Source organism: Streptococcus sp. 2022WUSS083, assembly GCF_044427155.1.
In the GTDB taxonomy this organism is placed as follows: Bacteria; Bacillota; Bacilli; order Lactobacillales; family Streptococcaceae; genus Streptococcus; species Streptococcus hashimotonensis.
In genome coordinates this window covers 1-21,828 of sequence record NZ_JAOTGK010000006.1, presented here as the reverse complement: position 1 = coordinate 21,828, position 21,828 = coordinate 1, and the positions used below count along the sequence as shown (strand labels likewise).

General features: G+C 44.4%; 24 protein-coding genes, 1 tRNA gene and 1 other RNA gene. 21 read left to right on the top strand and 5 right to left on the bottom strand.

Features of this window, described 5'->3' with window-relative positions:
- Positions 1-54 precede the first annotated feature (54 nt).
- Positions 55-969, bottom strand: coding sequence for an SH3 domain-containing protein (locus ODU41_RS08645; RefSeq protein ID WP_398578909.1), 915 nt, complete (start codon positions 967-969; stop codon positions 55-57).
- A gap of 179 nt (positions 970-1,148) precedes the next feature.
- Positions 1,149-2,837, bottom strand: coding sequence for an arginine--tRNA ligase (argS, locus tag ODU41_RS08640; RefSeq protein WP_398578908.1), 1,689 nt, complete (start codon positions 2,835-2,837; stop codon positions 1,149-1,151).
- Between the two features lie 106 nt (positions 2,838-2,943).
- Here argS and argR point away from each other — a divergent pair, with 106 nt between their 5' ends.
- The 15 genes from argR (at position 2,944) to nrdG (ending at position 14,866) form a co-directional block, all read left to right on the top strand.
- Complete coding sequence (gene argR, locus ODU41_RS08635; protein WP_002937036.1) at positions 2,944-3,384, top strand: arginine repressor; 441 nt, start codon at positions 2,944-2,946, stop codon at positions 3,382-3,384.
- A 14-nt stretch (positions 3,385-3,398) separates the two neighbouring features.
- Entirely contained in the window at positions 3,399-5,939 is a 2,541-nt protein-coding gene (mutS, locus tag ODU41_RS08630) for a DNA mismatch repair protein MutS (RefSeq protein ID WP_398578907.1), read from the top strand.
- A gap of 131 nt (positions 5,940-6,070) precedes the next feature.
- Complete coding sequence (locus ODU41_RS08625) at positions 6,071-6,505, top strand: LytTR family DNA-binding domain-containing protein (RefSeq protein WP_398578906.1); 435 nt, start codon at positions 6,071-6,073, stop codon at positions 6,503-6,505.
- A complete protein-coding gene (locus tag ODU41_RS08620; protein ID WP_029171290.1) occupies positions 6,502-6,942 on the top strand; it encodes a DUF3021 domain-containing protein in 441 nt (146 codons plus the stop codon). The genes ODU41_RS08625 and ODU41_RS08620 overlap by 4 nt, the downstream gene beginning before the upstream one ends.
- A gap of 33 nt (positions 6,943-6,975) precedes the next feature.
- Positions 6,976-7,149, top strand: a complete 174-nt coding sequence (locus tag ODU41_RS08615; protein WP_002941962.1) for a hypothetical protein — start codon at positions 6,976-6,978, stop codon at positions 7,147-7,149.
- 113 nt (positions 7,150-7,262) lie between these two features.
- Positions 7,263-7,949 carry a gamma-glutamyl-gamma-aminobutyrate hydrolase family protein gene (locus tag ODU41_RS08610; protein ID WP_253211574.1) on the top strand — a complete coding sequence of 229 codons (687 nt, stop codon included), beginning with the start codon at positions 7,263-7,265 and terminating at the stop codon, positions 7,947-7,949.
- Positions 7,950-7,981: 32 nt separating this feature from the next.
- Entirely contained in the window at positions 7,982-8,833 is an 852-nt protein-coding gene (locus ODU41_RS08605) for an amino acid ABC transporter substrate-binding protein (RefSeq protein WP_024384261.1), read from the top strand.
- Positions 8,834-9,018: 185 nt separating this feature from the next.
- Entirely contained in the window at positions 9,019-9,822 is an 804-nt protein-coding gene (locus ODU41_RS08600; protein WP_044772012.1) for an amino acid ABC transporter permease, read from the top strand.
- Positions 9,822-10,565, top strand: a complete 744-nt coding sequence (locus ODU41_RS08595; RefSeq protein ID WP_044772013.1) for an amino acid ABC transporter ATP-binding protein — start codon at positions 9,822-9,824, stop codon at positions 10,563-10,565. Before ODU41_RS08600 ends, ODU41_RS08595 begins: the two co-directional genes overlap by 1 nt.
- 305 nt (positions 10,566-10,870) lie before the next feature.
- Complete coding sequence (gene nrdD, locus ODU41_RS08590) at positions 10,871-13,042, top strand: anaerobic ribonucleoside-triphosphate reductase (RefSeq protein WP_014638809.1); 2,172 nt, start codon at positions 10,871-10,873, stop codon at positions 13,040-13,042.
- Between the two features lie 92 nt (positions 13,043-13,134).
- Entirely contained in the window at positions 13,135-13,269 is a 135-nt protein-coding gene (locus ODU41_RS08585; protein ID WP_015647544.1) for a hypothetical protein, read from the top strand.
- 1 nt (position 13,270) lies between these two features.
- Entirely contained in the window at positions 13,271-13,405 is a 135-nt protein-coding gene (locus ODU41_RS08580) for a hypothetical protein (RefSeq protein ID WP_398578905.1), read from the top strand.
- A gap of 14 nt (positions 13,406-13,419) precedes the next feature.
- A complete protein-coding gene (locus tag ODU41_RS08575) occupies positions 13,420-13,626 on the top strand; it encodes a 5'-nucleotidase C-terminal domain-containing protein (RefSeq protein ID WP_105150776.1) in 207 nt (68 codons plus the stop codon).
- A gap of 1 nt (position 13,627) precedes the next feature.
- Positions 13,628-14,122, top strand: a complete 495-nt coding sequence (locus ODU41_RS08570) for a GNAT family N-acetyltransferase (protein ID WP_398578904.1) — start codon at positions 13,628-13,630, stop codon at positions 14,120-14,122.
- 186 nt (positions 14,123-14,308) lie between these two features.
- Complete coding sequence (nrdG, locus tag ODU41_RS08565; RefSeq protein WP_002939123.1) at positions 14,309-14,866, top strand: anaerobic ribonucleoside-triphosphate reductase activating protein; 558 nt, start codon at positions 14,309-14,311, stop codon at positions 14,864-14,866.
- Positions 14,867-14,970: 104 nt separating this feature from the next.
- Here the strand turns inward: nrdG and ODU41_RS08560 are convergent.
- The 3 genes from ODU41_RS08560 to ODU41_RS08550 form a co-directional block, all read right to left on the bottom strand.
- Positions 14,971-15,043 (bottom strand) — tRNA-Lys (locus ODU41_RS08560).
- Between the two features lie 8 nt (positions 15,044-15,051).
- A non-coding RNA gene (gene ssrS, locus ODU41_RS08555) (6S RNA) lies at positions 15,052-15,245 on the bottom strand.
- A gap of 100 nt (positions 15,246-15,345) precedes the next feature.
- Positions 15,346-16,632 (bottom strand): replication-associated recombination protein A, encoded by a 1,287-nt coding sequence (locus ODU41_RS08550; RefSeq protein ID WP_398578903.1) that lies wholly within the window; start codon positions 16,630-16,632, stop codon positions 15,346-15,348.
- Positions 16,633-16,705: 73 nt separating this feature from the next.
- Between ODU41_RS08550 and ODU41_RS08545 the strand changes: the two genes are divergently transcribed.
- The 6 genes from ODU41_RS08545 to ODU41_RS08520 all read left to right on the top strand — a co-directional run bounded on the left by ODU41_RS08545 (position 16,706) and on the right by ODU41_RS08520 (position 21,346).
- Positions 16,706-17,176: a DUF3013 family protein gene (locus ODU41_RS08545; protein WP_014636734.1), complete on the top strand. Its 471-nt coding sequence runs from the start codon at positions 16,706-16,708 to the stop codon at positions 17,174-17,176.
- Position 17,177: 1 nt separating this feature from the next.
- Entirely contained in the window at positions 17,178-17,531 is a 354-nt protein-coding gene (locus ODU41_RS08540) for an ASCH domain-containing protein (RefSeq protein WP_014636733.1), read from the top strand.
- 596 nt (positions 17,532-18,127) lie between these two features.
- Positions 18,128-19,081, top strand: coding sequence for a 50S ribosomal protein L11 methyltransferase (gene prmA / locus ODU41_RS08535; protein WP_398578902.1), 954 nt, complete (start codon positions 18,128-18,130; stop codon positions 19,079-19,081).
- Position 19,082: 1 nt separating this feature from the next.
- On the top strand, positions 19,083-19,829 hold the full coding sequence (locus tag ODU41_RS08530; protein ID WP_398578901.1) for a 16S rRNA (uracil(1498)-N(3))-methyltransferase: 747 nt from the start codon (positions 19,083-19,085) through the stop codon (positions 19,827-19,829).
- Positions 19,830-19,832: 3 nt separating this feature from the next.
- Positions 19,833-20,549 carry a DUF554 domain-containing protein gene (locus tag ODU41_RS08525; RefSeq protein ID WP_398578900.1) on the top strand — a complete coding sequence of 239 codons (717 nt, stop codon included), beginning with the start codon at positions 19,833-19,835 and terminating at the stop codon, positions 20,547-20,549.
- 239 nt (positions 20,550-20,788) lie between these two features.
- The gene (locus ODU41_RS08520; protein WP_398578899.1) at positions 20,789-21,346 is read left to right on the top strand and encodes a hypothetical protein; all 558 of its coding nucleotides are present in this window, start codon (positions 20,789-20,791) and stop codon (positions 21,344-21,346) included.
- The last annotated feature ends 482 nt before the right edge of the window (positions 21,347-21,828 follow it).

The window sequence follows — 21,828 nt, the reverse complement described above, 5'->3', positions numbered from 1 at the left end:
TGAAAAAGCACAGTCTAAAAAGATTGTGCTTTTAAATTTTGCCTTTTTTTGTGATCAGGAGATGGCGATGTAGCGTCGAGCACCTGAGTAACTGATATAGCTAATCCATGTGCGACCTTCGGCAGTAATAACTTTATCATAGCGAACGACTGAGCCAGCTCCGTAGAAGGTGATTTCAGGACTAGACAGACTTGGATTGTTGCGGACACTAGAGTAGGACTGGATGGTATAGCTACCTGATGCTGGTAGGCTGTTGTTTGTAGATTGAGTAATGGTAGGCTGGATGGCGATATAGCGCCGAGCTCCAGAATAGCTGATATAGCTAATCCAGCGTTGTCCGTCGGCTTCGAGAACCTTGTCGTAGCGGACGCTTTCGCCAGCATAATAGTAATCGAGGGTAGGACTAGATAGACTAGCTTGAGATTTGATGGCCAGTTGGCTGGTAAAGGTATAGGTGCCGCTTGGGGCTAAGGCGGGTTGAGAGTTGGTTGTTCCCGCTCCGAGGTTTTTAAAATGAATGTAGCCGCTAACGGCATTTTTGGGGATAACTCGCCTTCCGTAGGTATAGCGAACACCGTAGTTGTATTCCTCAATCTCTACGGTATCTCCATTTACTGCAGAAACCCATGCGACATGCATGGGAGTTTCCCACCAGGCAACGGCTCCGACAGCAGGTGTCATATTAACTTGATAACCTTCTTGTTTGGCACGATGGCCCCAAACATTGGCATCACCATAGGCAGGTGGCAATGTGAAACCGTTAACAGTGCTAAGTCGAAAGGCTACAAAGGAGGTGCACTGGCGTGTGTAGAGTCTCCATGGATCGACTGCATCAACTGCTGTGTAGGGATAGTCATCTCCTCTTGCATTGGCTGAGGCTGAAGGTGGGGATTGTAAATTGATACCGACAATAAAAATGGCGGCTAGAAGCTGACAGGCGATTCCTTTTCTTTTCAAGAATGTTTTCATTATTTCTCCTTGTGTAGTAGATGTAGAGGCATCACGTGTACCTCCCATCTATATATTCGTAATTGAAATGAATCTTTTTGATTTTTATTTGGCATAAGGAGTTGTTGTGATAAGGAATCGGAAACGATAGTGGGCAATGTGGTAGAAAAAAAGCCTCGGCTGATGGCCGAAGGCTTTGATTACATTTTTTCTGGTGCTTTTACGCCGAGAAGACGTAGAGCTTCTTTGAGGACAAGTCCTGTTGCGTAGGCAAGTGCTAGACGGCTGTCACGCTCTGGGCTTTCATCCAAGATACGAGTATGTGCGTAGTACTTGTTGAAGGCTTGAGCTAGGTTGATAGCATATTTAGCGATGAGAGATGGGTCAAATTTGTCACCAGCACGTTCTACAACGTTTGAGAAGTTTTGGATGTGCTTGATGATTTCCCAGCTTTCTGCGTCAGCTAGTTTGTAGTCATTTTCTGCGCTTGGTACAAAGTTGGCTTTGCGCAGGATAGACTGGATGCGGGCGTATGCGTATTGTACGTAAGGACCTGTTTCGCCCTCGAAGGAAACCATAGCTTCTAGGTCGAAGTCGTAGCCGTTGTCACGGTCGGTTTTGAGGTCGTAGAACTTAACAGCGCCTACACCAACTGCGTGTGCCACTTCTTCCTTGTTTTCAAGGTCAGGGTTTTTAGCTTCGATTTGAGTAAGGGCGCGTGAAATAGCTTCATCTAGAGTTGGCTCGAGTAGGATAATGTTTCCTTTACGAGTGGAGAGCTTTTTCTTGTCCTTGGTAACCAGACCGAAGGTGATGTGGGTCATATCGTCGCTCCAGTCGAAATCCATTTCTTTCAAGACAGCCTTGAGCTGTTTGAAGTGGTTGATTTGCTCCTGACCAACGACATAGATGCTTTTCACAAAGTCGTAAGTGCGTTTGCGGTACATAGCTGTTGCCATGTCACGTGTGATGTAAAGTGTTGCACCGTCTGTTTTCATGATGAGGGCTGGTGGAAGATTGTAGCTTTCAAGGTCAACGATTCTCGCACCTTTAGATTCTTGAAGAAGTCCTTTTTCTTCTAAGATTTGGATACCTTCGTCCATCTTATCGTTGTAGAAAGCTTCACCATTATAGCTGTCGAAGGTTACATCGAGTTTGTCGTAGATGCGGTTGAATTCAACCAAGCTTTCATCACGGAACCATTGCCATAGCTCGTGTGCTTCTGGATCGCCATCTTCCAATTTTTTGAACCATTGACGTGCTTCGTCGTCCAACTCAGGCTTTTCTTCCGCTTCAGCGTTGATACGCACATAGAGTTTGAGGAGTTCTGAAATTGGGTCTGCTTCGACCGCAGCCTTGTCACCCCAAAGTTTGTAGGCAACAATCAACATACCAAATTGTTTACCCCAGTCACCCAAGTGGTTGATGCGGATTGGCTTGTAGCCAAGCTTTTCGTGGATGTTAGCAAGGGCATCACCGATAACGGTTGAGCGCAAATGTCCAACTGAGAATGGTTTAGCAATGTTTGGGCTAGACATGTCGATGGTTACATTGCGTCCTTGACCAATGTTGAGTTTACCGTATTGGTCTTTTTCAGTAATAACATCTGTCAAGACTTGGTGGGAAATCGCAGTCTTGTCCAAGAAGAAGTTGACGTAAGGACCGGTAGCTACAACCTTCTCAAAGCCAGTTGTATCGAGTTTTTCAACGATGTCTGCGGCGATAGCCTGTGGAGCCTTGCGTTCCACTTTAGCAAGTGAGAAGGCTGGGAAGGCAATATCGCCCATTTCTGATGATTTTGGTTTTTCTAGCAGATTGTAGATAGCTTCCACTTCCAAACTCGGAAGGATGGCAGCCAATCTTTCTGCAATCACTTGTTTTTGATTCATATAGGATTTCCTCCAAAGTTATTGATTCTATTTTAACACATTTCTAGGCTAATAGCGGGGAAAAGTGTTATAATATTTCTATAAATATACATTTTGAGGTAAAATGATGAATAAAGCAGGACGACATGATTTAATAAAGGCCATGATTCGTCAAGAAAAAATAGGGCGACAAACGGATATTCAGCAAGGTTTAGAGGCGCGAGGGGTAGTGGTAACCCAGACAACCTTGTCTCGTGATTTACGTGAGTTGGGAGTGATAAAAATTCATGAAAATGGGCGTTCATTTTATTCCTTAGCTATCGAAGAAGAGCGCGTGAATTTTATCCAATTATTGGCACAATATGCGTATAAAGTAGATAGGGCTAGTTTTATTTTGGTCCTTCATTCAGAACTGGGAGAAGCGGCCTTGATGGCCAATATCATTGATGCAGAAAAGCCAGAGACTATTTTGGGAACGCTGGCGGGAGCTAATACACTTTTAGTTATTTGTCGAGATGATGTAGCGGCTCAGCAAGTTGAAGCGGAAATTAACTACTATTTGAATTAGAACAAGGAGAGATGATGGCAACAGAAAAAATTTCTCCGGGAATGCAGCAGTATCTGGATATAAAAGCACAGTATCCAGATGCTTTTTTGCTTTTCCGTATGGGAGACTTTTATGAGTTATTTTATAAAGATGCGGTAGAAGCGGCGCAGATTTTGGAATTGTCCTTGACCAGTCGGAATAAGAATGCGGAAAATCCGATTCCTATGGCGGGGGTACCGTATCACGCGGCACAACAGTATATCGACACACTTGTTGAATTGGGGCACAAGGTCGCAATTGCCGAGCAGATGGAAGATCCTAAGCAGGCAGTCGGCGTGGTCAAGCGAGAAGTAGTGCAGGTCATTACTCCTGGTACGGTAACAGACTCGTCCAAAATGGGAGCAGACAGTAACTATTTGGTTGCGATTGACCGTCAGGGAGTGCAGTTCGCACTTTCTTATATGGATGTGTCAACAGGTCAGTTTTTTGTGACTAGTTTGGATGATTTTACTAGTCTTTGCGGTGAGATCCGCAATTTACGGGCACGTGAATTAGTCATCGGCTACGCTTTATCTGAGGAAGAAGAGCAGGTCTTTTCGAACCAGATGAACCTCCTGCTCTCTTTTGAGGATGAGGTGACGGAAGATGTCCAGCTGATTGACAACTCCTTGACAGACTTGGAAAAGGCTGCGGCAGGTAAACTCCTCAGCTACCTACATCGGACTCAGATGCGAGATCTGAGTCACTTGCAAAAGGTGGTCCACTATGAAATCAAGGACTATCTGCAAATGGACTATGCAACCAAGTCCAGTCTGGACCTGCTTGAAAACGGTCGGACAGGCAAGAAGCATGGTAGTTTGTACTGGTTGCTAGACGAAACCAAGACAGCCATGGGTATGCGACTATTGCGGACATGGATTGATCGTCCCTTGATTGATCTTAAGCGGATTGAGAATCGTCAGGCTGTCGTTCAGGTTTTTCTGGATTACTTCTTTGAACGGAGTGACTTGGTCGAGGCTTTAAAAGGTGTCTATGACATCGAACGTTTGGCAAGTCGGGTGTCTTTTGGAAAAACCATGCCCAAGGATCTCTTGCAGCTCTCCCAGACTCTGGGAAATATCCCAGCAATCAAGAATATCTTGCTACAAATCAATGAGCCTGCTCTAGGCAATCTGGTAGCTGGATTGGACCCAATCCCAGAACTACACGCTCTCATCAGCTCTGCTATTGACCCAGAAGCCCAAGGGACCATCACAGATGGAAACATCATCCGTACAGGCTTTGACGAAACGCTGGATCAGTATCGTCTGGTCATGCGTGAGGGAGCGGGTTGGATTGCGGAGATTGAGGCTAAGGAGCGTGAAGCGTCTGGTATCAACAATCTTAAGATTGATTACAATAAAAAAGACGGTTACTATTTCCATGTGACCAATTCCAATTTGGGTAATGTGCCGGACCATTTTTTCCGTAAGGCGACCTTGAAAAACTCGGAGCGCTATGGAACGGAAGAGTTGGCTAAGATCGAAGGGCAGATGTTGGAGGCGCGTGATAAGTCTGCTAATTTGGAGTACGAGATTTTCATGCGGATTCGCCAAGAGGTTGAGAAGTATATCGCTCGCTTGCAGAAGTTGGCTAGGACCATTGCAACTATCGATGTTTTGCAGGCCTTTGCAGTTGTGGCGGAGCAGCAACATTTGGTTTGTCCACGCTTCACAGATCAAAGAGAACTGACCATTGACCGTGGTCGTCATGCGGTGGTGGAGAAGGTCATGGGCAAGCAGACCTACATTCCCAACTCTATTCACTTGAATACCGATACGCATATGCAACTGATTACAGGTCCAAACATGAGTGGTAAGTCTACTTATATGCGGCAGTTGGCGGTTATCGTCATCATGGCGCAGATGGGTTCCTATGTGCCTGCGGATCAGGCTGAATTACCGATTTTCGATGCTATTTTCACCCGAATTGGGGCGGCAGACGACTTGGTTAGTGGTCAATCGACCTTCATGGTCGAGATGATGGAGGCCAATAAGGCAGTCCGTCTGGCGACAGATCGGTCGCTCATCCTCTTTGATGAGTTGGGACGGGGAACGGCCACCTATGACGGCATGGCTCTGGCCCAGTCTATCATCGAGTACATCCACGACAAGATTGGTGCCAAGACTCTCTTTGCCACCCACTACCATGAGTTGACAGACCTTAGCCAGACCTTAGAACACCTAGAGAATGTCCATGTATCGACCTTGGAGAAGGACGGCCAAGTCACCTTCCTCCACAAGATTGCCCAAGGCCCAGCTGACAAGTCCTACGGGATTCATGTGGCTAAGATTGCGGGAATGCCAGAGGAACTATTGCAGCGGGCAGATCGGATTTTGCAGACGCTTGAAAACCAAGCCCCTACTGCACCAACTCACCCAGTTCCGACAGTTGTGGAAGAGCCGTCTGGTCAAATCGACCTCTTCGCAGACACGCCTTCTCACCCAGTCCTCGATGAACTGGAAAAACTAGACATCTACAATATGACCCCAATGGAAGTCATGATGAGGGTGGCAGAATTGAAGAAGAAACTATAAGACAATTAAAGTCAGGACAGTTGTTCTGGCTTTTTTGCCGTTTGGTTCAGGAAATCGACCACATAGCCAAAAGCCCTTGAAACCAGTAAAGAAATGGTGTTTAATAGTGTCAGAAAGAGAAAGGAGAGCAGATGAAAGTAAAATTAGCGATTTCACCAGAGATTTTGGAAGATTTGGTGACCATTGAGGCTCAAACTATGTCTGAGCAAATTACTCAGTTGGTGACCTATGTTCAAAACCTAGACAAGCAGACATCTAGGCTGACAGTCAAAAAAGGAGAGCAGGTGGAACATGATGAGATTGTCAGGCTCTACTTGGAAGACAAGGTTTTACAGGTGGAAACGGTGGGAGATTCCTTTACTTCCAACCTACGCTTGTATCAGGTTAAGGAGGAACTGCCTCCCAACTTTTTGCAGATTTCCCAGTCGGAAATCATCCACATCAAGCAACTGGACCACCTTAAGCTGACCGCCAACGGTCTGGTCAAACTGGTCATGAAAAACGGGTCTGTCACTTACTCGTCTCGTCGCTATCTCAAGCTCATCAAAGAAAGGTTAGGATTATGAAAAAATACATCTTATCAGCCAGTTTAGGCGTTACAATCGGCAGTTTGATTTCAATCGTCATGGCTGGTTTCTTTGGCGAAGGCTATTATTTGCCAGTTAACCCACATTCAACCATGGGGGCTTACTACCTGAGCAATTTTAATCAGGTAACCGTTATGCTCATTAGTGTGCTGATTTGGGCAGCAATCGGTCTCTTGTTTCAGCTGGCAGACAAGATTTTTGAACAGGATTGGAGCCTTTTGCGAATGACGGCAACGCATTTTTGCATCACAGCTTTAGGCTTCACACCGCTGAGCATTTTGGCTGGCTGGTTTCCGCTCAATCTTGCCTCTCTTCTCTTCTTCTGGTTTATCTTTATCTTGGTCTACGCTTTGCTATTTTTCCTAAATTATCGGAAAATGGAGCGGCAGATTCAGGACATCAACGGTCGTTTGTAGTATAATAGCACTATCATTTAATTGGAGTGTCTTATGAAAATTATTTTGACGATTGTCTATAGTTTGGGGGTAGTGTGGAATACTCTCTATATTGCCTACAATGTCGGTAAACTTCCTTTGTTAAATTTGCTTTGGCCTGCTGTGATTTTAGTGGCCTGTGCTATTAACCTGTACTTTTTATGGACTAGAAAACAAGAGTCAGAATAGGCTCTTTTTTTGATCCATAAATATTTTTTATGGCTGGCTATAAATAATTTAAAATATACAAAAAAGAGAGGGCATGATAAGATAGTGTCTATACATTACGAAAGGAGGGCAGGATGGGGAAACCGATTATTGGCATCACCAGTAATGAAAAGCCTGTCGCAGAGGGGATTCCGATTATGAAGTTATCGGTGTCTCGTAACTTTGCAGATGGAATCAAGCGAGCGGGGGGCCTTCCTTTTTATATCCCCTTGTCTGGTGAAACGGATGTTGTTGACTATGTGTCGGCGATTGATAAGTTATTACTGACGGGTGGTCAACATGTATTACCTCAGTTTTACGGTCAAGAAAAACTCATCGAAAGCGATGACTATTTCAAGGAACGTGACGAATTTGAACTGAAATTGGTCCACGAAGCCTTGAGACAGGAAAAACCGATTTTGGGGATTTGCAGGGGGATGCAGCTTTTCAATGTTGCACGTGGAGGAACTCTCAAACAAGCGGTAGAGGGGCATCGGTCCATGCCTTTTGATCTGATTCACCAGGTGGAATGTAAAGAGGCAACGCCTCTGGCTAGTATGTTTGGTCAGAGAGTAGCTGTTAATTCGATTCACAGCCAGGCGATAGAGAATCTGGGTCAGGGGCTAGAAGCGATTGCGCATTCTGTGGATGATGGTATTATTGAGGCTGTCCGATCAATGGATGAGACACGTTTTCTGGGTGTCCAGTGGCATCCGGAACTTCTGATTGATCAAAGTGGCGGTAATCAGAAGCTATTTGATTATTTTGTGCAGACCTTGTAGGTCTGACTTGCTTATACAAAAGGAGAATTACTATGAAATTAAGAACTATTCTATCACTGGCTGGTATTACAGCTCTTGCGACAGTTGCTTTGGCAGCTTGCTCGTCTACCTCAAACTCATCAAACACTAGCTCTTCAGAAGCGGATAAAAAAGAAACCATCGTAATGGGAACTGTTGGGACTACTAAACCTTTTTCTTATCGAGATGAGAATGGAGAGTTGACAGGGTTTGATATTGAATTGGCTCGAGCTATCTTTGATGGTTCTGACCAGTATGAATTGACCTTTGAAACAACAGATGGTAGCGGTCAATTCCCTGGCTTGGATTCAGGACGCTTTGATTTGTTAGGGAATAATACTTCCTATACAAAAGAGCGTGGTGAAAAATACCTCTATTCTTATCCAACGGCCTCTACACCGTCTGTTTTAGCTGTGCCAAAAGATACGGATATTCAATCTTATAATGATATTGGTGGTCATTCTACACAGGTAGTTACAGGGACAACAACAGCTGCTCAGCTAGAGGAATACAATACTCAGCATACGGATAAACCAGTCGACATCAACTATACTGGTGAGAATATCACACAGATTTTGACCAATATAAATGATGGCAAGTATGATTTTAAAATTTTTGATGCCCCTACGGTTAATGCTATTATTGCAGATCAAAATTTGACAAATCTTAAAACAATCGAGCTTGAAGCAGCAGAAAAACCGTTTATTTACTATGTATTTTCTTCGGACAATACGGCTCTACAAAGCTTTGTCAACGACCGTATCAAGGCTTTGAACGAAGATGGAACCATTGCAAAATTGACAGAGCAATTCTTCGGAAAAGACTATGCTCCAACGGCGGAGGAACTAGCTGTTCCTAATGAATAGGAGTCGATAGTATTGTGACAGGAGGGAGCAGTCCAGGTGGGCTGTTTCTTTTTCAGTGTCTTTTTATAATCATTAAGATTACTTATCACAGCCATAAAATATATATAAGGTTGATGTGAGTGGTTACATGATAAAATAGAGTATACGGCAGAAAATCTGTCATTTTTAAGTGTTTGGAGAAGAGTATGATTGGTGTATTAGGAATAACAGGACCGGCATGGTATCAAGGTTTTTTAGAGTGGTTACCGGATGGTAAGCTATTTAGTATTAGGGCTGTTTTTGATGCCCTACCATCCATTATTGAACGTTTACCGATTACGATTGGATTGACGCTCGCTGGTGCTTTTTTTGGTTTGATATTGGGCTTGGTTTTTGCGATTGTAAAGATTAATCGTGTGCGATTCGTATATCCCGTTCAGGCAGTTTTTGTTAGTTTTTTGCGAGGCACTCCTATCTTGGTACAGCTGATGTTGACCTACTATGGAATTCCATTGGTTCTCAAAGGGCTCAATCAGGAATATGGTCTTGATTGGAATATCAATGCTATTCCTGCAGCTGTCTTCGCGATTACAGCCTTTGCATTTAATGAGGCAGCCTATATGAGTGAGTCTATTCGTGCTGCGATTCAGGCTGTTAGTCCAGGGGAGATTGAGGCAGCTCGTTCCTTAGGTATGACTTCTGGCCAGGTTTATCGTCGGATCATCATTCCTAATGCGGCTGTGATTGCAACTCCGTCGTTGATTAACACCTTGATTGGTCTGACTAAAGGAACTTCCCTAGCCTTCAGTGCGGGTATCGTTGAGGTCTATGCACAGGCACAGATTCAAGGTGGGGCAGACTATCGCTACTTTGAGCGGTACATTTCTGTCTCTTTGGTCTACTGGGCGCTCTCTGTTCTGATTGAGTCTTTCGGCCGTTTTCTTGAAAATAAAATGGCTATTCAGGCCCCTGAATCAGTAGATATTTCTGGAGTTGGAGGTGATCGCTAATGATTAAAATTCGCAATTTAGTCAAGGAATTTTCAGGACAAAAAGTACTAGATGGAATCGATATGGACATTGAAAAAGGGCAGGTTATTGCCCTTGTTGGACCATCTGGAGCAGGAAAATCAACAATTTTGCGTAGTCTGAACTATCTGGAGCAGGCAGATGTGGGGAGTATCGAAATTGATGGTTTTACAGTTGATTTTACCAATATTTCAAAAGAGGAGATATTGACCTTACGCCGCAAACTGGCTATGGTATTTCAGCAGTTTAATCTGTTTGAACGAAAGACAGCTCTTGATAATGTCAAGGAAGGGCTTAAAATTGTCAAGCGGATGGATGATGCATCTGCAACCGCCCTTGCCAAAGAAGAATTGAGAAAGGTCGGTCTGTCAGAACGTGAGAACCATTATCCAAGACATCTATCAGGTGGTCAAAAGCAACGTGTGGCTCTTGCACGTGCTCTTGCCATGCAACCAGACATTTTGCTACTAGATGAGCCGACTTCGGCGCTTGATCCAGAGTTGGTTGGAGAAGTAGAACGTTCCATTGCCGATGCGGCTAAGACAGGACAAACGATGATTTTAGTTAGTCATGACATGAATTTCATTTACCAAGTGGCGGATAAGGTATTATTTCTAGAAAACGGCCGTATCCTGGAGCAGGGGACACCTGAGGAGCTTTTCCATCATCCTAAAGAAGAACGGACTAGAGAATTTTTCGCCTCTTATTCAAATCCTCAATTTTAAAGAGGCATGTGGTGACCCGCCCTAGCCTATTTTCAATACATAGAGCCAGCCCTGTTAGAGGGCTGTTTTTAGGTTTTCTGATAGAGAAGTTATATCTTTACCCCAATCTGTTTTCCTGTTTCAATCTAGTAATTCATCCTTGTCAAGTGGTGAAATTGAGCACAGTTGTTTTCCAATTGATAGAATTTTTGAGACCTATATATAGTGCATAGATAGGTTGTTTAATATTTTTTTACACAAGATATTGATTTTTATTTTGTGAAGTGCTACACTAATAGAAGTGAAGAATTTTGGAGGTTTGTCAGATGAATGTGCAAGAAAATGTCTTACCGAGTATAGAATTATTGGTTTTGAAACGTGATGGACGGACAGTATCCTTTGACCAGGATAAGATTTTTTCTGCTCTTCGGCGGGCAAACCAAGAATTAGAACATCCTGTTTCAGAGGCAGGTTTAAAAATTGTATTAGAAGCTGTTTTGGCTGAAATTGGTCGCCGATTTGAGAAAGATGTTCAAATTTACGAAATTCAAACGGTTGTTGAGCAAGAATTGTTAAAAGCTCATTTGTATGATTTGGCGGAGCTTTATATTCAATACCGAACACGCCGTGATTTTCGCCGTCATCAGGCTACCGATATTAATTTTGAGATTCATAAGCTGTTGAGCAAGGACCAGTCTGTGGTCAATGAAAATGCTAATAAAGACGCGGATGTGTTCAATACTCAACGGGACCTGACAGCAGGTATTGTCGGAAAGTCTATCGGTCTCAAATTATTGCCAGCTCATGTGGCCAATGCCCACCAAAAAGGCGATATTCATTACCATGATTTGGATTACAGCCCTTATACACCAATGACCAACTGTTGTTTGATTGATTTTAAAGGGATGTTGGCACAGGGCTTCAAGATAGGAAATGCCGATGTAGAAAGTCCAAAATCAATTCAAACAGCTACGGCTCAGATTTCACAAATCATTGCTAATGTGGCCTCTAGTCAATATGGTGGTTGCTCAGCTGACCGTATCGATGAAGTTTTGGCGCCCTATGCGGAACTTAACTACCAAAAGCATTTGAAAGACGCCGAGGATTGGGTGTTAGCAGACAAGCAAGAAGAATATGCGCGTGCTAAAACGCAAAAAGACATCTATGACGCTATGCAGTCTTTGGAGTATGAAATCAACACCCTTTTTACTTCCAATGGACAAACACCCTTCACCTCACTCGGTTTTGGCCTAGGGACATCATGGTTTGAGCGAGAAATTCAAAAAGCGATTTTGAACATTCGTATCAAGGGTCTGGGGCGCGAAGGGCGGACAGCTATCTTTCCTAAGTTGATTTTCACAGTTAAGCGTGGCTTGAACTTGGAGCCAGATTCTCCAAACTATGACATCAAGCAATTGGCGATTGAATGTGCAACCAAGCGTATGTATCCAGATATGCTTTCTTATGACAAGATTGTTGAGTTGACAGGTTCTTTCAAGGTGCCAATGGGCTGCCGCTCATTCCTTCAAGGTTGGAAGGATGAAAATGGGCAGGATGTGACATCTGGTCGGATGAACTTGGGTGTCGTAACCGTCAATTTGCCACGGATTGCCATGGAGTCTGCTGGAGATAAGGATAAGTTCTGGGAAATATTTGCAGAACGCATGGCCATTGCCAAGGATGCTCTGGTCTACCGAGTGGAACGAGTGAAGGAGGCAACTCCAGCCAATGCTCCAATTCTCTATCAATATGGGGCATTCGGCAAACGCTTGGCTAAGACAGACGCAGTAGATGAAGTCTTTAAAAATCGTCGAGCAACCGTATCTTTGGGGTACATTGGTTTGTATGAAGTCGCAACAGTATTTTACGGTGGCGAATGGGAGACCAACCCAGAGGCAAAAGATTTCACGGTGGATATTATCAAGAAAATGAAAAACTTGGTTGAAGATTGGTCGGATGAATATGGTTATCATTTCTCAGTTTATTCGACACCATCTGAAAGCCTGACAGACCGATTCTGCCGTATGGATACAGAGAAATTTGGCATCGTTAAGGACATTACGGATAAAGAATATTACACTAACAGTTTCCATTATGATGTACGTAAAAATCCAACACCGTTTGAAAAACTGGACTTTGAGAAAATTTATCCTGCTGTAGGTGCCAGTGGTGGATTTATCCATTACTGTGAATACCCTGTGTTGCAACAAAATCCAAAGGCCTTGGAAGCTGTTTGGGACTATGCCTATGACCGTGTTGGTTACTTGGGAACCAATACTCCGATTGACCATTGTTACGCTTGTGATTTTGAAGGTGATTTTGAGCCGACGGAGCGTGGCTTCAAGTGTCCAAATTGCGGGAATAGCGATCCTAAGTCGGTGGATGTTGTTAAACGAACTTGTGGTTATCTAGGCAATCCACAGGCCCGTCCGATGGTAAAAGGCCGTCACAAGGAAATTTCGGCGCGTGTGAAACACATGAATGGGTCGAGCTTATAAGTAATAAACAGACTATGTAGAGCTTCCACAGTTCCAGTTAGCTGTGGAAGTTTATTATAAACAAATAAGAGATAAAAAAAGAGGAGAAAACAATGGGAAAATATCAATTAGACGATAAGGGGAAGGCCCTGGTGACACGCTATCATGAGAAGAATTCTAATATGAAGCAGGATAAAAAAGCGCGTGTGCAGGAATTACTCAAACAAGCAAAAAACAAGAAAAAATAGTATGGACTTTACAGATATCAGCATTTTCCATACCAATGATATGCATTCCTACATGGAGAATTTTCCAAAGAAGGCGCAACTGATTGCGAACATTCGGGATGGTAATGAGAAAAAGGGGATTCCGACCTACAGATAGGTCTCCACCCTCAGATGTGGGGCATAGTCCCAGACGGTGAGGGGGTTATGGTCAATGGCAGAGCAGTCGAGCCAGATAAGGTCTATCAGATTGTGACCAACTCTTTTGTTTGGAGCGGCAAGGACAACTATGATGATTTCCACAAGGAAGAAATTGTGCAGGACTTGGGACTGGATATTGACATCATCAGCGAATTTTTCAAAAGACAATATGGAGGCTAGAATGGAACTAAGAAGACCAACTGTGGCAGATAAGGAAACGATTTTGGATATGTTGGCCGAGTTTGAAGCATCAGGCTCTGCTATGGACGGAGGCTTTATCTCCAAAGATGTGGACTTTGAAGACTGGATTTTGCAAAACCAAGACTATGAGGCAGGCCTGAACCTGCCAGACGGTTTTGCCCCTTCCATTCAATATGTATCATTTGACCCGACGGGTCGAGCCCTTGGCTTTCTCAGTCTACGCCTACGGCTCAACGATTTCCTGCTCAATAAAGGCGGTCATATTGGCTATTCCATTCGCCCGACCGAGCGAGGAAAGGGCCATGCCAAGGACCAACTTCGACTTGGTTTGCAGGAAGCCGCAACCAAAAATATTTCCAAGGTCCTTGTGACTTGCTCGGCAGACAATCAAGCCAGTCGCCGCACGATTGTGGCTTGTGGTGGCGTTTTGGAAGATGTTCGAGACGGGGTAGAAAGATACTGGATTGAGGATTAATGGGAGTGACAAACTACTGAATCAAAACAGGAAAGGAATTGAGATTGGTTCCGCACTAAGCTTGCTGGAATCAATCCGAGCTAAAGCATTGGAAGTACCATTTATGGATAAAAACAGTCTGTGTACTGGTAAAACGGAATTCATCCAAACAATCAGATTTCATTTGCTTATGCTTAGGTATTTGACATGAATAATCCTAAACCACAAGAATGGAAGAGCGAGGAACTTAGTCAAGGGCGAATAATGGACTACAAAGCCTTTAACTTTGTGGATGGAGAAGGAGTCCGTTGCTCTCTATATGTTAGTGGCTGTCTGTTTCACTGTGAGGGCTGCTACAATGTTGCAACCTGGTCTTTTAAAGCTGGGATTCCCTATACCAAGGAGCTTGAAGACCGCATTTTAGCAGACTTGGGCCAGCCCTATGTGCAGGGCTTAACTCTCTTGGGTGGCGAGCCTTTTCTGAACACAGGCACGGTCCTCCCACTCGTAAAGCGAATTCGGAAAGAACTGCCAGAAAAGGACATTTGGTCCTGGACAGGCTACACATGGGAAGAAATGATGTTAGAAACTCCGGATAAGTTAGAGTTACTATCCTATTTAGATATTCTAGTTGACGGCCGTTATGACCGTACCAAGCGCAATCTTATGCTGCAATTTCGAGGCTCATCGAATCAACGCATCATCGATGTACAGAAATCATTGCAGGAAAAACGAGTTGTCCTGTGGGATAAGTTAAAAAAATAGCCCTTCACAATGTGAAAGGGTTCTTTTTGACCAAATTTTGACCAAATTCACTCAAAAAACGAGAAAAAGCCTTGATAAATCAAGACTTTCCTCATATCAACCAATCCTCCCTGTAGGGATCGAACCTACGACCCACGGATTAAGAGTCCGCTGCTCTGCCAGCTGAGCTAAGGAAGGTAAAAAATAAAAATGCTGTATTGGTACCGGTTATCCATGGATTGTATTGATCCCGCACGCTAAAAGCAGGTGGGTGACGCGTTTCTAACTTAGTTGCTTCTGGGTGTGCCAGCTTGCATACTGTCAGAGGATCTTTGTCTCCCTAGTAATACAAAAATAGTCGGTCAACACATAGGTATGAATTCGTATACCACAGCAGTTCTTATTTATGATTTAATAATACCACTTTTTTTTGAAAAATCAAGAGAAAATGGCAAAAATGTAAGCGGTGTCAAAGTGTATGTGCCCAAAAACCAGTTCTATCAAGGATTTTGGCGTCTATTTTTTTTCAAATTTTTTATCTTTTCTTGTGTCATGCCCAAGGCACGCTCATATTTTCCAGTGTCGTTGGCAGTGAAGTAGTCCGCTTGAAGTAACTTATCAGGCAGGTATTGTTGGTCCACCCATTTTTCAGGATAGGCATGCGGATACTGGTAGCCAATAGCATTTCCCAGCTCCTTACTACCAGTATAATGACCATCCCGAAGATGATTTGGAATAGGCAGATGACCGTTCTTTCGCAAATCAGCCAGAGCTGCATCCATAGCCTGATAGGCAGAATTGGACTTGGGAGAAAGAGCCAAATCGACTACCACATTGGCAATCAAAATCCGTGCTTCTGGAAAGCCGATTTTCTGGGCAGCTTCAAGGGCCGTCACCGTATGAATCTGAGCCTCTGGATTGGCCAAGCCGATGTCTTCGTAGGCAATGACCATCAAGCGACGGGCCAGACTAGGCAGGTCTTCCGCCTCAATCAAACGGGCGGCGTAGTGGAGGCTGGCATTGACATCGCTACCCCGAATGGATTTTTGCAGAGCCGAGAGGATGTCGTAGTGGGCATCGCCGTTCTTGTCCATGCTGATGTAGGACTTTTGCAGGCTATTTTCCACGGCGTCCAGATCAACGTGGCGGCTACCGTCATCACTTTCCTTGGTCGAAAGCACAGCTAATTCTAGCGAATTGTAAGCAGCACGTAGGTCACCGTTGGTGGCGTTGGCTAGGAAATCCAGAGCCTCAGGCTCAATGGTAATGGGGAAGTCAAAACCACGTTCACTGTCTGTCAGAGCCAGTTCCAAGGCCTGTCGGATGTGGCTGGTTTGCAAAGGTTGTAATTCAAAAATCTGCACTCGACTGCGAATGGCAGGCAGAATTGAGAAGAAGGGATTTTCCGTCGTTGCCCCAATCATGATGATATTGCCATTTTCCAAGAGAGGAAGCAGGAAGTCTTGCTTGGTCTTGTTGAGACGGTGGATTTCATCGAGCATGAGGACCAGACCGCCAGAAAACTTGGCCTCTTCAGCGATTTCCTGCAGGCGTTTTTGGTTGTCGGTCGTGGCATTAAAGGTCCGAAAGGCATACTTGGTCGTACCAGCAATGGCGGACGCAATCGAGGTTTTGCCAATCCCAGGCGGACCGTAGAGAATCATGGACGACAGCATATTGGCATCAATCATGCGGCGGATAATCTTTCCAGGACCGACCAGGTGTTCCTGACCGATGACTTCATCAATGGATTTGGGCCGCATACGAAGGGCGAGATTGGCTGGCATAGGCTTCCTTTCGTTTCTTTTGTTAGCTGAATATGGTACACTTATTATAACATAAAATCGAAAGAGGTCTGATATGGCAAAACATGGCTTTTTAGATGTGCTGGAAGCGGCACTGGACAAACATTTTACTTACGATTACGAGCTTAACTGGGACAAGAAAAACCACGCAGTTGAGTTGGCTTTTATCTTGGAAGCACAGAACGCGGCTGGGGTTGAAACGGTGGACGACGAAGGCAATGCTTCTGCGGAGGATATTGTCTTGGAGGAGTATGTCCTTTTCTACAACCAGGACAAGTCCCGCTTTGATGCGGAAGACTACCTGGTCGCTCTGCCATTTGACGCCAAGAAGGGCTTTTCAGCAGAGTTTCTGACCTACTTCGCAGGTTTTCTCAAGGACACCGCCGACCAAGGTTTAGACGACCTCATGGACTTTTTGGCGGACCCAGAAGCCCAAGAGTTCGCGATTGCTTGGGACGGTGAGGCTTTTGAAAAAGGCAGAGCAGAATTGGTGGAGGGGGAATTTTACCCATATCCGAGGTATTGAGATGGTTCATGAAATGTTACTGGCTCCAAAACCGTTTGAAATGATGAAGTCTGGTCAGAAGACCATTGAGCTACGACTTTACGATGAGAAGCGCAAGCATATACAAATTGGAGATCGCATCCGTTTTTATTGTACAGAGAATCAGACGCAAACGATCGAGGTGCAAGTATTAGATCTTCACATATTTGATAATTTTGCTCAGTTATACAAAGAACTGGATTTATTATCTTGTGGGTATACGCAAAGCAGTATCAGAGAGGCGAAACCAGAAGATATGGAAGTTTACTATTCGCGAGAACAGTTAGAACAATATGGTGCAGTAGGTATAGAATTGAGGGTAATAGATTCTATTTGACATTCCGTTTCCTCTCTTGCTTGACTGCAGGCGAAACTTTTGCTATTATAAAAATAGAAAAGGCGTTGAGTTCCAGCTCAACGCCCAGTAGGACCGCTAAACGGTGGTTCAGTTCGTTAGATTAAATAACCGTCAGAACTGTGTCAAAGTTTGCTGACGGTTATTTTTTATCTCGAATAGCTAAAATGATGACGATTATCAAGCTCAGTATTTCAACAAGTAGACTTGATAAATATAAATCCAGAGATCTCCGACGCTCGAGTTTTGAAACGATATTTTTCAAAACTCGAGCTAGTGCGAGCCCTAGACAAATCTTATAGGATTTGTCGTTGCCAGATGAGTAAGTTAACTTACCATCTGGCATGGGCTAGCCTTTCTAGCAGATTTGCTGTCCACTTTCATGGGCATCACCTCCGTTCAGAAACTTGGAACCACCGTCTCAAACTTTCCTACACATGTTTATTCGCAGTGCGATTAGAAAATTTTCGAAAAAGTATTATTAGGGCTCCATTGCGTAACATTAACTTGTAAAATAGGCTAGAAATCGGTACAATAATACAGTGATTGACGCATAGAAAAGAAAAGGAACAACAAACATGAACTCATGGCAAGAATTAACCATTCACGTGCATCGTGATGCAGAAGAGGCAGTTTCAAATCTCATGATTGAAACGGGCAGTCAGGGGGTGGCCATTAGTGACTCGGCTGACTATGTGGGACAGGAGGACCGTTTTGGTGAACTCTATCCCGAGGTGGAGCAGTCGGATATGATTGCAATTACGGCCTATTATCCTGATACTGTAGATATTGAGGAAGTTAAGGCAGACTTGGCGACTCGCTTGGCGGATTTGACAGGCTTTGGCTTGGAAACGGGTCAGGTCAGCCTAGAAAGTCAGGAACTGGCAGAGGAAGACTGGGCGGACAACTGGAAGAAATACTATGAGCCAGCCCGCATTACCCACGATTTGACCATTGTACCGTCTTGGACCAACTATGAGGCGACTGCTGGTGAGAAGATTATCCGTCTGGATCCAGGTATGGCTTTCGGTACAGGTACCCACCCGACCACCAAGATGAGCCTCTTTGCCTTGGAGCAGGTCCTGCGTGGTGGTGAAACGGTCATCGATGTCGGCACAGGCTCAGGCGTCCTCTCCATTGCAAGTTCTCTCTTGGGTGCTAAGGAGATTTACGCCTATGACTTGGATGAAGTGGCGGTGCGTGTAGCTCAGGAAAATATTGACCTTAACGCCAATACTAGCAATATTCATGTCGCGGCAGGCGACCTGCTTCGTGGCATTGACATTAAAGCAGAAGTCATCGTTGCCAACATTTTGGCGGACATTCTCATCCATCTGACCGAGGATGCCTACCGTCTGGTCAAGGACGAGGGCTACCTGATTATGAGTGGTATCATCGCGGACAAGTGGGACATGGTGCGAGCATCTGCGGCAGCGGCTGGCTTCTTCCTTGAGACCCACATGATCCAGGGCGAGTGGAATTGCTGCGTCTTTAAGAAGACGACTGACCGCTCAGGTGTGATTGGAGGCTAGGATGCAGCAGTATTTTGTCAATGGCAGAGCACCGCAGGGCGTGTTCCAGATTAGCGATAAGGACACAGCCAAGCATATGTTTTCTGTCATGCGCTTGCAGGCAGATGACCAAATTGTCCTGGTCTTTGATGACGGTATCAAACGCTTGGCACGGGTAGTAGACAGCCAGAGCCAATCTGTTGAAATCATCGAAGAACTAGCAGACAATGTTGAATTACCCGTTTCCGTGACCATCGCCATGGGCTTTCCAAAAGGAGATAAGCTCGAATTTGTCGCCCAAAAGGCAACGGAATTGGGCATGGCAGCCCTCTGGGCCTTCCCAGCGGATTGGTCTGTGGTCAAATGGGACGGTAAAAAACTGGCAAAAAAAGCAGAAAAGTTGGAAAAAATTGCCCAAGGCGCAGCCGAACAAAGCAAACGCAATCGCATTCCGGCTGTTCGATTATTTGAGAAAAAATCGGATTTCCTAGCTCAACTGGCAGGCTTTGACCAGATTATCCTAGCCTACGAAGAGGCCGCAAAAGAAGGCGAACAAGTCAATCTAGTGAAAATCTTGTCTGGCTTAGAAATTGGCCAATCAGTCCTTGTCATCGTCGGTCCAGAAGGTGGCGTGTCGCCTGAGGAAGTAGCCGCATTTGAAGGAGCAGGAGCGGTCAAGACTGGTCTAGGACCTCGCATTCTCCGAGCAGAAACAGCTCCACTCTACGCCCTTTCTGCCATTAGCTACGCAACGGAATTGTTGAGGTAACCCATGTTCGCATTAGGAACCATTATCAATACGGTGGCCATTGCCCTAGCAGGTGTGCTAGGATCTTGGTTTGGCCATTTACTGAAAGAACGGCATCAGTCAGGACTAACGGTGGCGAGCGGGCTAGCTGTTTTATTTCTAGGCATTTCAGGTAGTTTAGAAGGACTGCTGACAGTCGTTGATGGTCAACTCAAAAGTCAAAATAGCATGCTTTTGGTTCTTAGTCTAGCCTTGGGGACCTTGATTGGGGAAGTTCTGCATATTGAAGGCTGGTTTGAGCGCTTGGGTATCTGGCTCCGAGAAAAGTCAGGAAACAGCCAAGACGGTCAATTCTTAGATGCTTTCCTGACAGCTTCTTTGACCGTCTGTATCGGTGCCATGGCCATACTAGGAGCCATCCAAGATGGATTGACGGGTGATTATCGCTTGTTGGCCGTTAAGAGTATTCTGGACTTTATTATCATTTTGATTATGACCTCGAGTTTGGGCAATGGAGCAGGCTTTTCAGCAGTACCCGTTTTTTTCTTTCAAGGCTCTGTGACTCTTTTGGCCCGCCTGATTGAACCTTTGATGACGGATCAGGCTCTTGCCAATCTCTCCTTTATCGGCTCCGCCCTCATCTTCTGTGTCGGTGTCAATATCATCTGGGACAAAAAGATTCGTGTGGCCAATATGTTGCCAGCCATCGTGATTGCAGTTATTTGGTCATATTTTACATGATCTGGTTTACATTTGATACCTGATTAGTTGTTTTTTCAAAATTATATTGATATACTATTGTTGCGATAAAGTGAATGATTTATCATCTAAAGAGAGAAAATAGTCCCGAAAACACGTTAGCAAATAGTGAATGTATCGCTCCGAACGATTCGAACAAACAGGATCATGATGGATTCGTTCATAGCTCAATGGTCGTTGCAATTAGCGAAGATTGAGGAGATATGTGATGGAGATTGCCCATGAAAAGATTGAGTACCCCTATTTTTGCTGCTCTTGGATTTTTCTTGATAGTCTTTGTTGCTCTTAATCAATTTGGTAGAGTTCCAGGGACTAGCTATCAGATTATCTCGGAATTGGTTTTGTATAATCAAGCAACAGAGCAGACCTATGAGTTTGAAAATCATGAAGTGAGAAAGGCTTTTATTCGTCAATTATCGAGTACGTCTAGTCGAGGTTTTCAAGCGTCTGATAGTCGTACTTCTCTCGAAGCAACCTATCATGAAACCATTATGAGTGAAAATCTGATTTCTTCGATTTATGGTGGAGAAGAAGGCAGAATTATGGAGTTTAGGCATCCTAGAAAAACAGCTTTAGGGAATCTCATTTTTGCTTCAGAAAACATTTCTTACCCTGTTTTTGCAAGGAAGTATGGAAACATTCGCTTAGAAACAACGATCCTTTGTCAGGAGTTTAGAGTAGAACAGCGGTTGGCGAACCAATCAAACTGGGTAGATTTAGGAACCTATACAGTAAAAAGTCCCAAAGAAACCCGCTATGTACCGATTTATTGGGAGTAGCGATATAAATATAAAATAGCTCGAGTACGTCTTCGAGCTATTTTTATATGCTTTGATTAATTTATCTAGAGAGTGTATGAGGGTAAAAGAGGCTGGGCAAAAAGTCCATCCTCGCTTCTCAGAGTTCGTGTCAACATCTCAGCGCAGTGGTTGATTGGCAGATTTGTTCGTGTTTCACACTCCAAATCTGACCTATACGACTGATGCGAACAGAGTTCGCTTCATCTCCAGCCTCAAACTGTCTCCCAGACAGTTTGAGCTGTGTGGGGGTGGGAGTGAAACAGTCTGGGGATAGACTGTTTCAGCTCAACAACTTAAAACGAAAAATTGTTGACGAACTCTTTTTAGACTGGTCGAGTTCTTATACGAAAACTCAAAAGAATGCAAAAACTCCCTCCCTATGATATAATCAAAGCGAAAAATTTTTTATGTTAGGCTACTAGCTCGTCCCTAGTAGTCTTTTTCTGTGCTAAAAATTCAGG

What these genes read in the sequence shown, in the direction of transcription:
- ODU41_RS08605 (WP_024384261.1), top strand. Translation starts at nt 7,982, where the DNA reads ATGAAATTAAGAACTATTCTATCACTGGCTGGTATTACAGCTCTTGCG.
- ODU41_RS08530 (WP_398578901.1), top strand. Translation starts at nt 19,083, where the DNA reads ATGCAGCAGTATTTTGTCAATGGCAGAGCACCGCAGGGCGTGTTCCAG.
- ODU41_RS08615 (WP_002941962.1), top strand. Translation starts at nt 6,976, where the DNA reads ATGAAAATTATTTTGACGATTGTCTATAGTTTGGGGGTAGTGTGGAAT.
- ODU41_RS08540 (WP_014636733.1), top strand. Translation starts at nt 17,178, where the DNA reads ATGGTTCATGAAATGTTACTGGCTCCAAAACCGTTTGAAATGATGAAG.
- nrdD (WP_014638809.1), top strand. Translation starts at nt 10,871, where the DNA reads ATGAATGTGCAAGAAAATGTCTTACCGAGTATAGAATTATTGGTTTTG.
- ODU41_RS08520 (WP_398578899.1), top strand. Translation starts at nt 20,789, where the DNA reads ATGAAAAGATTGAGTACCCCTATTTTTGCTGCTCTTGGATTTTTCTTG.
- ODU41_RS08570 (WP_398578904.1), top strand. Translation starts at nt 13,628, where the DNA reads ATGGAACTAAGAAGACCAACTGTGGCAGATAAGGAAACGATTTTGGAT.
- ODU41_RS08645 (WP_398578909.1), bottom strand. Translation starts at nt 969, where the DNA reads ATGAAAACATTCTTGAAAAGAAAAGGAATCGCCTGTCAGCTTCTAGCC.
- ODU41_RS08620 (WP_029171290.1), top strand. Translation starts at nt 6,502, where the DNA reads ATGAAAAAATACATCTTATCAGCCAGTTTAGGCGTTACAATCGGCAGT.
- ODU41_RS08525 (WP_398578900.1), top strand. Translation starts at nt 19,833, where the DNA reads ATGTTCGCATTAGGAACCATTATCAATACGGTGGCCATTGCCCTAGCA.
- argR (WP_002937036.1), top strand. Translation starts at nt 2,944, where the DNA reads ATGAATAAAGCAGGACGACATGATTTAATAAAGGCCATGATTCGTCAA.
- ODU41_RS08600 (WP_044772012.1), top strand. Translation starts at nt 9,019, where the DNA reads ATGATTGGTGTATTAGGAATAACAGGACCGGCATGGTATCAAGGTTTT.
- nrdG (WP_002939123.1), top strand. Translation starts at nt 14,309, where the DNA reads ATGAATAATCCTAAACCACAAGAATGGAAGAGCGAGGAACTTAGTCAA.
- argS (WP_398578908.1), bottom strand. Translation starts at nt 2,837, where the DNA reads ATGAATCAAAAACAAGTGATTGCAGAAAGATTGGCTGCCATCCTTCCG.
- ODU41_RS08595 (WP_044772013.1), top strand. Translation starts at nt 9,822, where the DNA reads ATGATTAAAATTCGCAATTTAGTCAAGGAATTTTCAGGACAAAAAGTA.
- ODU41_RS08610 (WP_253211574.1), top strand. Translation starts at nt 7,263, where the DNA reads ATGGGGAAACCGATTATTGGCATCACCAGTAATGAAAAGCCTGTCGCA.
- ODU41_RS08625 (WP_398578906.1), top strand. Translation starts at nt 6,071, where the DNA reads ATGAAAGTAAAATTAGCGATTTCACCAGAGATTTTGGAAGATTTGGTG.
- ODU41_RS08550 (WP_398578903.1), bottom strand. Translation starts at nt 16,632, where the DNA reads ATGCCAGCCAATCTCGCCCTTCGTATGCGGCCCAAATCCATTGATGAA.
- ODU41_RS08580 (WP_398578905.1), top strand. Translation starts at nt 13,271, where the DNA reads ATGGACTTTACAGATATCAGCATTTTCCATACCAATGATATGCATTCC.
- ODU41_RS08545 (WP_014636734.1), top strand. Translation starts at nt 16,706, where the DNA reads ATGGCAAAACATGGCTTTTTAGATGTGCTGGAAGCGGCACTGGACAAA.
- ODU41_RS08585 (WP_015647544.1), top strand. Translation starts at nt 13,135, where the DNA reads ATGGGAAAATATCAATTAGACGATAAGGGGAAGGCCCTGGTGACACGC.
- ODU41_RS08575 (WP_105150776.1), top strand. Translation starts at nt 13,420, where the DNA reads ATGTGGGGCATAGTCCCAGACGGTGAGGGGGTTATGGTCAATGGCAGA.
- mutS (WP_398578907.1), top strand. Translation starts at nt 3,399, where the DNA reads ATGGCAACAGAAAAAATTTCTCCGGGAATGCAGCAGTATCTGGATATA.
- prmA (WP_398578902.1), top strand. Translation starts at nt 18,128, where the DNA reads ATGAACTCATGGCAAGAATTAACCATTCACGTGCATCGTGATGCAGAA.